A 14188-nucleotide genomic window follows, 5' to 3' on the forward strand; every position below is an offset into this window, starting at 1 on the left:
ATCAACGCGCACCCTTGAGAACGGTGCCCAACTGCTGCAAGTAGGCGACCAGCGCGGTGATTTCCTGCTCGCCGCGGACCTGGTCGCCGGCACCGTCGATCTGCTCATCGGTGTAGGGCACGCCCATGCTTTGCAGGGCGCGCATCTTGGTCTCGGTGGCCTCGCCGTCGAGGATATTGTCGAATAGCCAGGGATAGGCGGGCATCTTGGATTCCGGCACCACGTCACGCGGGTTGTACAGGTGCGCTCGATGCCAGTCGTCCGAGTAGCGATCGCCGACCCGCGCCAGGTCCGGGCCGGTGCGCTTGGACCCCCACAGGAAAGGGTGGTCGTAGACGAATTCGCCGGCCACGCTGTAGTGGCCGTAGCGCTCGGTCTCGGCGCGGAAGGGGCGCACCATCTGTGAGTGGCAGCCGACACAGCCCTCGCGAATGTAGATATCGCGGCCTTCGAGCTCCAGCGGGCTCAGCGGTTCCAGGCCCGCCACCGGCTGGGTCGTCTCCTTCTGGAAGAACAGCGGCACGATCTCGGCCAAGCCGCCGAAACTGATCACCAACAGGATCAGCACGGCCAGCAACCCCACGTTCTTTTCGACTATCTCGTGTCTCATCGCTGCGGGTCCCTGTCAGGCGGTCTGAGGAAGCGGCTGGGTCTCGGAACTGCTGCGCTTGATCGTCATGTAGACGTTCAAGGCCATGAGCAGCATGCCGGTGACCCAGAACAGGCCGCCGATCCAGCGCACCACATAGCCGGGATGGCTGGCCTCGAGGGCTTCAACGAAGGTGTACATCAGGGTGCCATCGGCGTTGACCGCTCGCCACATCAGGCCCTGCAGGATGCCGTTGACCCACATCGCGGCGATGTAGAGCACGGTGCCGATGGTCGCGAGCCAGAAATGCACGGCGATCAGTTTTACCGAGTACATGTCGGTATCGCCGTAAAGCCGTGGGATCAGGTGATACATGGAGCCGATGGTGATCATGGCCACCCAGCCCAACGCCCCGGAGTGCACGTGACCGATGGTCCAGTCGGTGTAATGAGACAGCGCATTGACGGTCTTCACCGCCATCATCGGTCCCTCGAAGGTCGACATGCCGTAGAACGACAGCGCCACCACCAGGAAACGCAGGGTCGGGTCGGTGCGCAGCTTATGCCAGGCGCCGGACAGGGTCATCATGCCGTTGATCATGCCACCCCAGGAAGGCGCCAACAGAATGATCGACATGATCATGCCCAACGACTGAGCCCAATCGGGCAGGGCGGTATAGTGCAGATGGTGGGCGCCGGCCCACATGTAGGTGGTGATCAGCGCCCAGAAGTGCACGATCGACAGGCGATAGGAGTAGATCGGGCGCTCGGCCTGCTTGGGCACGAAGTAGTACATCATGCCCAGGAAGCCTGCGGTCAGGAAGAAACCCACGGCGTTGTGGCCCCACCACCACTGCACCATAGCGTCCACGGCCCCGGGGTAGATCGAGTAAGATTTGAAGGGCCCGACCGGAATGGCGGCGTTGTTGACGATATGCAGCACGGCCACCGTCAGGATGAAGGCGGCATAAAACCAGTTGGCCACGTAAATATGCGCGGTCTTGCGCTGCTTGATCGTGCCGAGGAAGACGACGGCATAGCTGATCCAGACCACGGCGATCAGAATGTTGATCGGCCACTCGAGCTCGGCATACTCCTTGGACGTGGTGAAGCCCATCGGCAGGGTGATGACCGCCGACACGATCACCGCCTGCCAGCCCCAGAACGTGAAGGCGGCGAGCCTGTCGGAGATGAGGCGAACCTGACAGGTGCGCTGCACCACGTAATACGACGTCGCCATCAGCGCCGAGCCGCCGAAAGCGAAGATCACGGCGTTGGTGTGGAGCGGACGCAGGCGGCCGAAGCTCGTCCACGGCAGCCCCAGATTGAGCTGCGGCCAGACCAGCTGCGCGGCAATGATCACCCCCAGGAGCATGCCGATGATGCCCCATACCACCGTCATGATCGCGAACTGCCGAACCACCTTGTAGTTGTAGATCGGATGCTCAAATGCTGTGTTCATGTCAGGTTCCCGTTGAACGCGGTGTCGGGGAGACGTCTTAAGCCGGAGTTTGCCCGAGGCATGCCGCCGCCATAATGATGCAGATCAAGAGTCCGGGGGCGATTCTAGCCCAGCGCCTGCGCCACGCGTACCAGGCGCTCATACGCATATTGGTTATTACTTTTTGGCGATTAATAGGAGAGTAAGTGGCATATCCCATCGACGCCAGCGAGTTGCTGCAAACACCGGCTGAACTAGGGCAACGACTCGCCCAGGGGCAGACCGGTACTTGGTGGCTCCCAGAGCGAGGGCCGGTCGAGGTTAGCGGCGATGCGCGCCTTGGTCGGCTGCTGTTGACCCACGGTGCCGGCGCCGGGCAGGACTCGAGCTTTTTGATCGCACTGCGCCAGGCGCTGGCGCAGGCCGGAGTGCAGGTGCTGGCGATCGAGTTTGCCTACATGCAGCAGATGCGACGGGAAGGGCGCCGGCGACCGCCGCCTAAGGTCGAGAGACTGGTGGAGGAACTGGCGGGGTGGTGCGACACCTTGTTTCAGGCCGGGCTGCCCGCGCCCTGGCTGGGCGGCAAGTCGATGGGCGGGCGCGTGGCCAGCCTGTTGGCCGCCGAACAGGGTCGCATGCAGGGAGGCGAGGGCCTGGTGCTGTGCGGCTATCCCTTCCACCCGCCGGGCAAGCCCGAGCGAACCCGGCTGGCGCATTGGCCGTCGCTTCGCTGTCCGACCCTGGTGCTGCAAGGGACCCGTGACCCCTTCGGCCGTCGTGAGGAAGTGGAGGGCTATGCGCTACCCGCCAATGCCGAGGTGCACTTTCTAGAGGGGGGCGATCATGACTGGACGCCGACTCGGCGCAGTGGGCGAAGCCAGGCTGATTTGATTGACGAGGCGGCCGAGGTGATCGCTGCGCGTATGGCGCAGGCCAATGCCGGTGCCAAGGGATAAGGACTAACACTCATTGATAGATGCGTTGGCATAAATGAAACCAAGGCGGATGTTCGCGCGAACTCGCCAACCGTACCGGCGGAAATAAACGAATTTGGCGAGGACGCAGAGCGGGGTGGTTGGGCGCGAAATTGCCCAACCCCGCGCATGGCGCGGCTTTGCGAACCATAAGGGCGCAAGTTGATGAATGCCCTGTGAAATTCGTGCTGCCCACTGACGAATTATTTGCGTCGATGGCGTTGACTTTAGTCCGTTGCCCTGTAGAATGCAGCGCCACGTCCCCAAGGGTGGTTAGCTCAGTTGGAAGAGCACCAGCCTTACAAGCTGGGGGTCACTGGTTCGAGCCCAGTACCACCCACCATCTCTTCGAGATGCCCTGGAGGCGTAGAGAAAAAAATGTGGACTGGTAGTTCAGTTGGTTAGAATGCCGGCCTGTCACGCCGGAGGTCGCGGGTTCGAGTCCCGTCCAGTCCGCCATCGATCATCCAAGCACACCTCGCCTGTCGAATATGTGGGTGATTAGCTCAGCTGGTTAGAGCACCAGCTTCACATGCTGGGGGTCACTGGTTCGAGTCCAGTATCACCCACCACGCGGACCGGTAGTTCAGTTGGTTAGAATGCCGGCCTGTCACGCCGGAGGTCGCGGGTTCGAGTCCCGTCCGGTCCGCCATTTCGATACCCGATATTAACCCCGAGCCTTGCCGCTTGGGGTTTTGTCGTTTTAGCCCTCGCGTTTTTCCTCTCGCCTCGCTATTTTCTCGTGCTGCCTTATTGGCCTGCTCAGTGTCGCCTTAGTCGATGCCACGCTTGCGGATGGCAGTGTCATAGGGCTCGCGGCGTCGATGGTCGACCTTGGCCGTCTTGCGGCTTCGGTCAGTCTGTCATACGGTTGTTTGAAACCAAGCCGTGCCATCGTGCGAGGACGCGCCGTGACGACCTACCCGCATCTCTTCCAGCCGCTGAAGCTGGGTAATCTGACCCTGCCCAACCGTGTGCTGATGGGCTCGATGCACACCAACCTCGAGGAAGCCCCCGACGGCTTCACCCGGCTGGCGGCCTTCTACGCGGAGCGTTCCCGGGCCGGCGTGGGTCTGATCGTTACCGGCGGCATCGCCCCCAACCCGGAAGGCGCGGTTTTCCAGGGGGCCGCCAAGCTCACCGACGCCCAGGAGGCCGCCGCCCACCGCCCGGTCACCGAGGCGGTGCACGGCGAGGGCGGGCGCATCTGCCTGCAGATTCTGCATGCCGGTCGCTATGCCTATTCGCCCGAGCTGGTAGCGCCTTCGGCGATTCGCGCGCCGATCAATGCCTTCACACCCCGAGCGCTGAAAAGCGACGAGGTCGAGCAGCAGATCGAGGACTACGTGCGCTGTGCATGCTTGGCCGCCGATGCCGGCTATGACGGCGTCGAGGTGATGGGCTCGGAAGGCTATCTGATCAATCAGTTTCTGTGCCGGCGTACCAACCAGCGCGAGGACGAGTGGGGCGGCGACGCCACCGCCCGCATGCGCTTCCCGCTAGAGATCGTGCGCCGCATCCGGGGCGCCATGGGGGCGGACTTCCTGATCATCTTTCGCCTGTCGATGCTGGATCTGGTGGAGGAAGGCAGCAGTTGGCAGGAAGTGGTCGCCCTGGGGCGCGCCCTCGAAGAGGCCGGGGTGGATCTGATCAATACCGGCATCGGCTGGCACGAGGCGCGGGTGCCCACCATCGTCACCAGCGTGCCGCGGGCCGCCTTCACCGAGGTGACGCGGCGCATGAAAGCCGAGCTTACGGTGCCGCTGATCACCACCAACCGCATCAACATGCCGGAGGTCGCGGAGCGAGTGCTGGCCGAGGGGCATGCCGATCTGGTGTCCATGGCGAGACCCTTTCTCGCCGACCCCGACTGGGTGGCGAAGGCACAGGCGGGGCATAGCGAAGCAATCAACACCTGTATCGCCTGCAACCAGGCCTGCCTCGATCACACCTTTCAGGGCAAGCTGACCTCCTGTCTGGTCAACCCGCGCGCCTGTCACGAGACCGAGCTTGCGATCACGCCGGCCGAATCGCCTCAGGACATCGCCGTGGTCGGCGCCGGGCCGGCGGGGCTGGCGACGGCGGTGACCGCCGCTCGCCGTGGCCATCGGGTGGTGCTCTTCGAACGGGAAAGCGAGGTGGGCGGGCAGTTCAACTACGCGCGTCGGATTCCGGGCAAGGAGGAGTTCAACGAGACGCTGCGCTACTACAAGGTGATGCTCGAAAAATACGCCGTCGAGGTGCGCCTGAACACCCAGGCCAGTCTGGAGGCCCTCGAGGGCTTCGCGGCGGTGGTGCTGGCCAGCGGTGTTCGTCCTCGTCGTCTCGAGCTTCCGGGCAGCGATCATCCCAAGGTGATCGAGTACCCCGAGGCGATTCGCTATCCCGAGCGGGTCGGCCCGCGGGTCGCGATCATCGGTGCCGGCGGCATCGGCTTCGATGTCGCTGAGTTGCTGACTCACTCAGGAGGGGAAGAGGCGTCGGAACAGCCGCTGAACGCTCCAGCGCTCGGTGCCTGGTGTCGGGAGTGGGGGGTCGATCTCTCGGCCCGCGAGGGCGCAGGGCTGACCACGGCTGAGCGGCCACCGGCAAGGCGTCAGGTGACCCTGCTGCAGCGCAAGACCAGCAAGCCCGGCAAGGGGCTCGGCACCAGCACCGGCTGGGTGCACCGGGCCTCGCTGCGTCATCGCGGCGTCGAGACGCTGGCCGGCTGCGAGTATTTGTCTATCGACGATGCCGGGCTGCATGTGCGGGTGGCGGGGGAGCCGCGGCTGCTCGAGGTCGACAGCGTCGTGGTCTGTGTCGGCCAGGAGCCGGTACGTGAGCTGTTTGCGCCGCTGGAGGCCGCGGGCGTGGCGGTGCACCTGATCGGCGGCGCCGACGAGGCCGCCGAGCTCGACGCCAAGCGGGCCATCGACCAGGGCACACGGCTGGCGGCGCGTTTATAGCACGGCGAATCGCCGTGTAATGGGCGATGAGGGCAAGCGGGTGCAGCCTTCCACGAGGGTGGTAGACTGGTTTAGGCGTGCAATCCACGCCGACTGCCAGGGCGTTGCGATCAACCCCGTCGCAATGCGCCTTCGTGAACCTTGTGTGTAAGGACACCTCAGATGGAACCCGACTGCACTCCGCGCTATCTGGCCAGTGACAACACCTCCGGGATCTGTCCAGAGGCCATGGAATACCTGCTCGAGGCCAATCGTAGCGATGATCTCGCTTATGGCAACGACAGCTGGACCGAACGGGCGGCCGACCGCTTCCGTGAACTCTTCGATTACGACTGCGACGTCTTCTTCGTCTTCAATGGCACCGCCGCCAACTCCTTGACGCTGGCCGCAATGGGGCGCAGCTATCACAGTGTGATATGCCACGAGCTCGCCCATATCGAGACCGACGAGTGCGGTGGGCCGGAATTCTTCTCCAACGGCGCCAAACTGCTGACCTCGCCGGGCGAGCATGGCAAGTTGACGCCAGAGGGCATCGAAGCGCTGGTCACCAAGCGCAGCGATATCCACTATCCCAAGCCCCGCGTGATCTCGCTGACTCAGGCCACCGAGGTCGGCACCCTCTACAGCCTCGATGAGCTGCGGGCGATTCGTGCCATGGCCGACAAGCACGACCTGCGGCTGCATATGGACGGCGCGCGCTTCGCCAACGCCTGTGCCGCACTGAATGTCAGCCCCGCCGAGCTGACCTGGCAGGTCGGCATCGACGCCCTGTGTTTTTCGGGCACCAAGAACGGCATGGCGATGGGTGAAGCGATCTTGTTCTTCAACCGTGAGCTGTCCGAGGATTTCGCTTATCGCTGCAAGCAGGCCGGCCAGTTGGCCTCGAAGATGCGCTTCATTGCCGCCCCCTGGCTGGGGCTTTTAGAGAGCGGCGCCTGGCGCACCAACGCCGAACACGCCAATGCCATGGCGCGTTATCTGGCCGACGGCTTGATCGGGCTGCCCGGCGTTGAAGCGATGTTTCCGACCCAGGCCAACAGTGTCTTCGTCAGCCTGCCGCCGGCGGCGATTGCGGAACTCAAGGCGCGCGGCTGGACCTTCTATACGTTTATCGGTGCCGGCGGGGCGCGCTTCGTGTGTTCCTGGAACACCACTACCGAGCTGCTCGATACGCTCATCAATGATATGCGTGACGCCCTGAGCCAAGCCTGAGCCGCCTTTCCCGCCTGTTCGATCTCCTCGCTGCCGACCGCCATTCACTGGCGGTTGGCGGCTTTTTCGCCTAGCGTTCAAAATCTCGGCGACTTTCAACGAACGATCCTGCCGCTTCTGAGCTCTTATAGATCAGAGGCGTCAGATAGTCGTTGCGTTGAAGTGCGAAGAAAGCCCCTGGCAACCGAATCTGTCTACGCTGATAGATGTGCCCGCCTCGAACTGACAGTTCCCGTCATCGTCGAGGAATCGTGCTTAAGGAGGCTTCGATGAGCATCTTCGATCATGTCCAGAATCGCTACGAACGCGTTCAACAGGAGGAACTCAGTCTCAAGGAGTACCTGGAACTTTGTCGTAGTGATCCCACTGCCTACGCTTCGGCCGCCGAGCGCATGCTGGTGGCGATCGGGGAGCCCGAGGTGATCGACACTGCCAAGGATTCCCGGCTATCCCGCATTTTTTCCAACAAGGTGATCCGTCGCTACCCGGCGTTCTCCGAGTTCTACGGCATGGAGGAGGCGATCGAGCAGATCGTCGCTTACTTCCGCCATGCCGCCCAGGGGCTCGAGGAGCGCAAGCAGATCCTCTACCTGCTGGGCCCGGTGGGGGGCGGCAAGTCGTCCCTGGCCGAGCGCCTGAAACTGCTGATGGAGCGAATTCCTTTCTATGCCATCAAGGGTTCGCCGGTCTTCGAGTCACCGCTGGGGCTGTTCTCTCCCGAGGAAGACGGCGAGTTGCTCGAGAAGGAGTACGGCATTCCTCGGCGCTGCCTGAAGAGCGTGATGTCGCCCTGGGCGTCCAAGCGCCTCAAGGAGTACGGCGGCGATATCTCGGAGTTCCGGGTGGTGCGCCTCTTTCCGTCGCGGCTCAACCAGATTGCCATCTCCAAGACCGAGCCGGGTGACGAGAACAATCAGGATATTTCCTCGCTGGTCGGTAAGGTCGATATTCGCCAGCTCGAGCTCTATTCCCAGGACGATCCGGACGCCTACAGCTTCTCTGGCGGACTTTGTAAGGCCAACCAGGGCCTGATGGAGTTCGTGGAGATGTTCAAGGCGCCGATCAAGGTGCTGCACCCGCTGCTGACCGCCACCCAGGAGGGCAATTACAACCCCACCGAAGGCATGGGAGCGATCCCCTTCGATGGGGTGGTGCTGGCGCACTCCAATGAAAGCGAGTGGCAGACCTTCCGTAACAACCGCAACAACGAGGCCTTCCTCGACCGGGTCTACATGGTCAAGGTGCCTTACTGCCTGCGGGTGACCGAAGAGGTCAAGATCTATCAGAAACTGCTCGAGCACTCGTCGCTGTCCGAGGCGCCCTGCGCGCCGGATACGCTGCGCATGCTGGCCCAGTTCACGGTGCTCTCGCGGCTCAAGGAGCCCGAAAACTCCAGCATCTACTCGAAGATGCGGGTGTATGACGGCAAGAACCTCAAGGATACCGATCCCAAGGCCAAGTCGATTCAGGAGTATCGCGACGGCGCCGGGGTCGATGAGGGCATGAACGGGCTCTCTACGCGCTTCGCCTTCAAGATTCTCTCCAAGGTGTTCAACTTCGACACCCATGAGATCGCCGCCAACCCGGTCCATCTGCTTTATGTGCTGGAACAGCGCCTGGAGCAGGAGCAGTTGCCCAAGGAAGTCTTCGAGCGCTACCTGCGCTTCATCAAGGAGTTCCTGGCGCCGCGCTACGTCGACTTCATCGGCAAGGAGATTCAGACCGCCTATCTCGAGTCCTACTCCGAATACGGTCAGAACATCTTCGATCGCTATGTGACCTATGCGGACTTCTGGATTCAGGATCAGGAGTATCGCGACCCGGAGACCGGCGAGCTGTTCAATCGCCAGTCGCTCAACGAGGAACTCGAGAAGATCGAGAAGCCGGCGGGCATCTCCAATCCCAAGGACTTCCGCCACGAGGTGGTCAATTTCGTGCTGCGGGCGAGGGCGCAGAACAACGGCATGAACCCCAGCTGGGGCTCCTACGAGAAGCTTCGCGGCGTGATCGAGAAGAAGATGTTTGCCAACACCGAAGAGCTGCTGCCGGTCATCTCCTTCAATGCCAAGGCGTCCCAGTCGGATCAGAGAAAGCACGAAGACTTCGTCGCGCGGATGGTCGACCGCGGCTACACCGAGAAGCAGGTCCGCCTGTTGTCGGAATGGTACCTGCGCGTTCGCAAGTCCCAGTGATGCCTCAGCTCTCGGTCGCGCGCGACTGAGAGCTGGACGGGGTAGCGCCGTGAGGCGCATCGCCGGGCCGGGTGACCGGCCCGGCCAGCGGCGCGATGCGCCGGGAGGGCAGCATGAGCTATTTCATCGATCGACGGGCCAATGCCAAGCACAAGAGTGCGGTCAATCGGCAGCGCTTCCTCGATCGCTATCGCACTCATATCAAGCGTTCGGTGGAGGAGGCCGTCAATCGGCGTTCGATCACCGACATGCAGCATGGCGAGAAGGTGTCGATCCCGACGCGCGATATCTCCGAGCCGGTCTTTCAGCACGGTCAGGGCGGGCATCGCTCCATCGTCAGTCCCGGCAACCGCGAGTTTGATGAGGGCGACCGGCTGCGCCGCCCCAGCGGCGGAGGTGGCGGAGGAGATGGCAGTGGCGAGGGCGGGGCGTCCAATCAGGGTGAGGGCATGGATGAATTCGCCTTCAGCCTTACCCGCGATGAGTTTCTCGATTTCGTTTTCGATGGCCTGGAGCTGCCGCACCTCGAGCGCAAGCAACTGATGGATCTCGAAGAGGTCAAGCCGGTGCGATCCGGCATCACCCGCGATGGCGTGCCCTCGCGGATCAATATCGTCCGCTCGATGCGCGAGGCTCAGGCTAGGCGCATCGCCATGCGGGCGCCCATCCGGCGCGCCCTGCGTGAGTCCATGGATGCCCTGGCGGAGGAGGAGCGCAAGGACCCGGTGCTGCGCAACCCCTCACGCATTCAGGAACTCAAGGCCGAGATCGAGCGGCTAGAGAAGCGTCTGGAATCGGTGCCCTTCATCGATACCTATGACCTTCGCTACAACAATCTGGTCAACCAGCCCACGCCGTCCAACAAGGCGGTGATGTTCTGTGTGATGGACGTCTCGGGTTCGATGACCCAATCCCACAAGGACATCGCCAAGCGCTTCTTCCTGCTGCTGTACCTGTTTCTCGAGCGCAACTACGAAAAGGTCGAGCTGGTCTTCGTGCGCCACCATACCGCCGCCAAGGAAGTCGACGAGGAGGAGTTCTTCTATTCGAGGGAGACCGGCGGCACCATCGTCTCCAGCGCCCTGACCCTGGTCGACGAGATCATCAGTGACCGTTACCCACCCGCCGACTGGAATCTCTACGTGGCTCAGGCTTCCGACGGCGACAACTGGGACGACGATTCGACGACCTGCCGTGAAGTGCTGTCCAAGTCACTGATGCAAAAGCTCGCCTATTTCACCTATGTGGAGATCACGCCCCACGCCCACCAGGCGCTGTGGGAGGAGTACGAGGCAGTCGAGGCGGATTTCCCCTCACGCTTCGCCATGCGCCAGATTGTCGAGCCGGGGGATATCTACCCGGTGTTTCGCGAGCTGTTTCGTAAAGTCGAGGCCTGAGCGGCTCCAGGAGGCAGCATGACCCGACAGACCCCCATCGCTACCGGTTCGGACTGGAATTTCGAGGTGCTTGCGGAGTTCGAACGTGAGATTGCCCGCCTCGCCGATGAATACCGCCTCGATACCTACCCCAATCAGATCGAGGTGATCACCTCCGAGCAGATGATGGACGCCTACGCCAGCGTCGGCATGCCGGTGGGCTACCACCACTGGTCCTTCGGCAAGCAGTTCCTGTCCGTCGAGCAGGCCTATCGCCGCGGCCAGATGGGGCTGGCCTACGAACTCGTCATCAACTCCGACCCCTGCATCGCCTATCTGATGGAAGAGAACACCCTGATGATGCAGGTGCTGGTCATGGCTCACGCCTGCTATGGGCATAACTCCTTCTTCAAGGGCAACTACCTGTTTCGCGCCTGGACCGATGCCAGCTCGATCATCGATTACCTGGTGTTCGCACGCAAATACGTCGCCGAGTGTGAAGAGCGCTATGGGGTGGCCGCGGTCGAGCAACTGCTGGATGCCTGTCATGCACTGCAGAACTACGGCGTGGATCGTTACAAGCGCCCTTCGCCCATCTCCGCCGAGGAAGAGGCGCTTCGTCAAGCCGAGCGTGAGGAATATCTGCAAGCGCAGGTGAATACCCTGTGGCGCACCATTCCCCTGTCCGGGCAGGGCCTCGAGGCGATCACGGAGGACGATGGCGATGACCCCCTGGGGCTGCACCAGGCCGGTCGCTATCCGCCCGAGCCTCAGGAGAACCTTTTGTATTTCATCGAGAAGAACGCCCCCTTGCTGGCGCCCTGGCAGCGGGAGATCGTGCGCATCGTGCGCAAGCTGGCGCAGTACTTCTATCCGCAGCGCCAGACGCAGGTGATGAACGAGGGCTGGGCTACCTTCTGGCACTACACCCTCATGCATCGGATGTTCGACGAGGGGCTGGTCGATGAGGGGCTGATCCTCGAATTCCTGCAGTCCCACACCGCCGTGGTCCATCAGCAGCCTTTCGATAGCCCCTACTACAACGGCATCAACCCCTATGCGCTAGGGTTTGCGATGTTCACCGATATTCGCCGCATCTGCGAGTCGCCAACCGACGAGGATCGTGAATGGTTCCCCGACATCGCCGGTAGCAACTGGCTCGATACGCTGCATTTTGCGATGCGCAACTTCAAGGATGAGTCGTTTATCCAGCAGTTCCTGTCGCCCAAGGTGATTCGCGACCTCAAGCTGTTCAATGTCATCGACGACGATCAGGACGAGATGCTCACGGTGGCGGCGATCCACGATGAGCGTGGCTACCGACGCCTGCGCGAGGCGCTGTCGGTGCAGTACGCGCTGTCGGTGCGGGAGCCGAATATCCAGATCTATGCCGCCGATATTCGCGGCGACCGCTCCCTGACGCTGCGTCACGTCCAGGATCGCCGTCGGCCGTTGGCCAAGAGCGTCTATCCGGTGATGCGTCACCTGCACCAGCTATGGGGCTTCACGGTGCGCCTCGAATCGATCGAAGACGATGAAGTGGCGCGTCGCTATCAATGGCCGCTGCCCAACGAGGGCGGACAGGAGTAAGAGGCGAGAACAAAGAGATAGAAGCTAAGAGATAAGGATGAAGAGTTAAGAGCGAAGAGGCGGGCGAATGCTCGAGGTACCCTCCAAGCGACGACGAGAGAAAGCACCGGATCAGCCCCGGTCGAGAAACGGCTGTGGTGAGGGTGAGGAAGGCCGGCATCGACACATCAGGATGGGCGTGAGCCGGCATGGCGCTGCTACTGAACCGACAAGACCCGCCAACTGGCGGGTCTTGTCGTCGTGCTTTGACGCTATGGTTGACGGCCAGCCGGTTTCACCGGCGTCAGGGCCTTAGGCAGCGGTCCAGGATTGGCACCAGCCGCCCGCTGCCACACTGTTTTGCGGGAACAGCTGACAGCCCTGGGTGTCGGCGTTATAGAACATGCAGTTGGAACACTTCTCGCCATCGGCGTAGGCCGGATGGTCGCTGGCATCGCTTGCTTGGGTGACGTAGTTCAGTGCCTTTGCTTGCGGGTTTTCCGGGTCCAGGGGCGGGAGGTCCTGAGCCAGGGCCTGGCGTGACAGAATGCCTGCGCCCAGTGGCAGGGCGGCAAGGCCCAGCAGGCTGTTACGCATGAAGTCGCGACGACTCTGATTAGCCATGGTATCTCCTTGGGGTAGGTCTTTTCCGGGTCCTTGGATGCCTTGCCAGGGGCGGGACCCGCTTCACGGTCATAGGGGCGGCTCGGGCCGCCTCTGGTTCAGGCGAGGCTGCCTTGCCTCGCTTCCTGCCTCTTGCTTCTTCCGGTGCCTTGCTGGTGGGGCACCTGACAACTATTGCACCTCATCGCCGAACGGTCTCGCTATCGTGTCGATCAGCAACGCCGCAGGGCGTCCCGTTCAGTTCGATCACGACTAGTTTAGTGCATGACGCTGTAAGCAGGGAATCCGCGGTGTTCGATCCTGTCCCTGGGTCGCCACTTGGTCACCCTGGTCTGCCTGTGCGCATCGGGTGGCGCTGGTATACTGCGCCGCTGATGCGGAAACCACAGCCGGGGGCGTGAATGGGGATCTTGTTGTCGATGGGGCGTGCCGGGCTACGCCGCCTGCTGATCGCGGGGCTGTTCGTGGCGGTGGGTACAGGGCTTTGGTATAGCCAGGAGGCCGAATATCGCGACAGCCTGAGCTGGATGGGCGTCACGACCTGGGAGTCCCCTACGCCACTGAGCCTGCATCGCGTGCTGCGCAACGATGGTTATCTGGTGGGCTGGTCCGACCTGAGGGTCAATCCGCTATGGGTCAGCTATTGGTTGAATGATGCCGGGTCATCGCGAATCGGCGAGCGTCCCGATTTTCAGCGTGACTGGCGAACCCTGTGGCCGGTGAGTACCGATAGCTATCGCGGCAGTGGCTATGATCGTGGCCACCTGGCCCCCAATTATGCCATTGCCAGCGTTTATGGTCGCGAGGCTCAGCGCCAGACCTTTTTGATGAGCAATATGTCGCCCCAACGGCCGCGCCTCAACCGCCAGCTCTGGCAGCGGCTGGAAGAGGTGGTGATGGATGATTTCGTACCGCGCTTCGGCACCCTGCAGGTGATTACCGGGCCCATCTATCCCCAAGACTTTCTCGATGGTGTCTTTCGTCGGGTGGGTTTCACCCAGGTGCCGGAGGCGTTTTACAAGATTCTGGTCGTGCCGTCCGATACGCCTCGCGTGCTGGCCTTCATCATGCCCCAGGAGGTCAGCGGCAATGAACCGCTGGATCGCTTCCTGGTCAGCGTCGATGAGATAGAGGCCCGCACCGGCCTGGACTTCTTCCCGAACCTGCCTCCGGCAGCAGAGACGCGCCTCGAGGGCGGCATCAACCAGCGTGGCTGGGCGCTGCAGGCCGTGGCGCGGCGTCCCGGGCGCTTTCAGTAAGCATT

At 62.3% G+C, this 14188-nt stretch carries 10 protein-coding genes and 4 tRNA genes; 11 read left to right on the forward strand and 3 right to left on the reverse strand.

Translation table 11 applies throughout. From position 1 onward, the window contains the following. Window position 1: 1 nt before the first annotated feature. A complete protein-coding gene (ccoO, locus tag BLR71_RS03885) occupies window positions 2–610 on the reverse strand; it encodes a cytochrome-c oxidase, cbb3-type subunit II (protein ID WP_092523309.1) in 609 nt (202 codons plus the stop codon). A 15-nt stretch (window positions 611–625) separates the two neighbouring features. Continuing rightward, the gene (ccoN, locus tag BLR71_RS03890) at window positions 626–2050 is read right to left on the reverse strand and encodes a cytochrome-c oxidase, cbb3-type subunit I (RefSeq protein ID WP_092523311.1); all 1425 of its coding nucleotides are present in this window, start codon (window positions 2048–2050) and stop codon (window positions 626–628) included. Between the two features lie 185 nt (window positions 2051–2235). On the opposite strand from ccoN, the gene BLR71_RS03895 reads away from it, so the two are divergent. The 10 genes from BLR71_RS03895 (at window position 2236) to BLR71_RS03940 (ending at window position 12321) form a co-directional block, all read left to right on the forward strand. Beyond that, window positions 2236–2985 carry an alpha/beta family hydrolase gene (locus BLR71_RS03895; RefSeq protein WP_092523313.1) on the forward strand — a complete coding sequence of 250 codons (750 nt, stop codon included), beginning with the start codon at window positions 2236–2238 and terminating at the stop codon, window positions 2983–2985. Between the two features lie 285 nt (window positions 2986–3270). Beyond that, window positions 3271–3346, forward strand: a tRNA-Val gene (locus tag BLR71_RS03900). A gap of 39 nt (window positions 3347–3385) precedes the next feature. Then, window positions 3386–3462, forward strand: a tRNA-Asp gene (locus BLR71_RS03905). A gap of 36 nt (window positions 3463–3498) precedes the next feature. After that, a tRNA-Val gene (locus BLR71_RS03910) sits at window positions 3499–3575 on the forward strand. Between the two features lie 3 nt (window positions 3576–3578). Continuing rightward, a tRNA-Asp gene (locus BLR71_RS03915) sits at window positions 3579–3655 on the forward strand. 259 nt (window positions 3656–3914) lie between these two features. Next, window positions 3915–5951, forward strand: a complete 2037-nt coding sequence (locus BLR71_RS03920) for an NADPH-dependent 2,4-dienoyl-CoA reductase (RefSeq protein WP_245696329.1) — start codon at window positions 3915–3917, stop codon at window positions 5949–5951. Window positions 5952–6113: 162 nt separating this feature from the next. Further along, window positions 6114–7163, forward strand: a complete 1050-nt coding sequence (locus tag BLR71_RS03925) for a threonine aldolase family protein (protein WP_092523317.1) — start codon at window positions 6114–6116, stop codon at window positions 7161–7163. 269 nt (window positions 7164–7432) lie between these two features. Further along, on the forward strand, window positions 7433–9355 hold the full coding sequence (locus BLR71_RS03930) for a PrkA family serine protein kinase (RefSeq protein WP_092523319.1): 1923 nt from the start codon (window positions 7433–7435) through the stop codon (window positions 9353–9355). 113 nt (window positions 9356–9468) lie between these two features. Then, a complete protein-coding gene (locus BLR71_RS03935; protein ID WP_092523321.1) occupies window positions 9469–10752 on the forward strand; it encodes a YeaH/YhbH family protein in 1284 nt (427 codons plus the stop codon). An 18-nt stretch (window positions 10753–10770) separates the two neighbouring features. Beyond that, window positions 10771–12321: a SpoVR family protein gene (locus tag BLR71_RS03940; protein ID WP_092523323.1), complete on the forward strand. Its 1551-nt coding sequence runs from the start codon at window positions 10771–10773 to the stop codon at window positions 12319–12321. Between the two features lie 291 nt (window positions 12322–12612). On the opposite strand, the gene BLR71_RS03945 is transcribed toward BLR71_RS03940, so the two are convergent. Further along, the gene (locus BLR71_RS03945) at window positions 12613–12924 is read right to left on the reverse strand and encodes a high-potential iron-sulfur protein (protein ID WP_092523325.1); all 312 of its coding nucleotides are present in this window, start codon (window positions 12922–12924) and stop codon (window positions 12613–12615) included. Window positions 12925–13325: 401 nt separating this feature from the next. Here BLR71_RS03945 and BLR71_RS03950 point away from each other — a divergent pair, with 401 nt between their 5' ends. Beyond that, on the forward strand, window positions 13326–14183 hold the full coding sequence (locus tag BLR71_RS03950; protein WP_175491607.1) for a DNA/RNA non-specific endonuclease: 858 nt from the start codon (window positions 13326–13328) through the stop codon (window positions 14181–14183). The last annotated feature ends 5 nt before the right edge of the window (window positions 14184–14188 follow it).

It is taken from the genome of Onishia taeanensis (assembly GCF_900100755.1).
Classification (GTDB): domain Bacteria; phylum Pseudomonadota; class Gammaproteobacteria; order Pseudomonadales; family Halomonadaceae; genus Onishia; species Onishia taeanensis.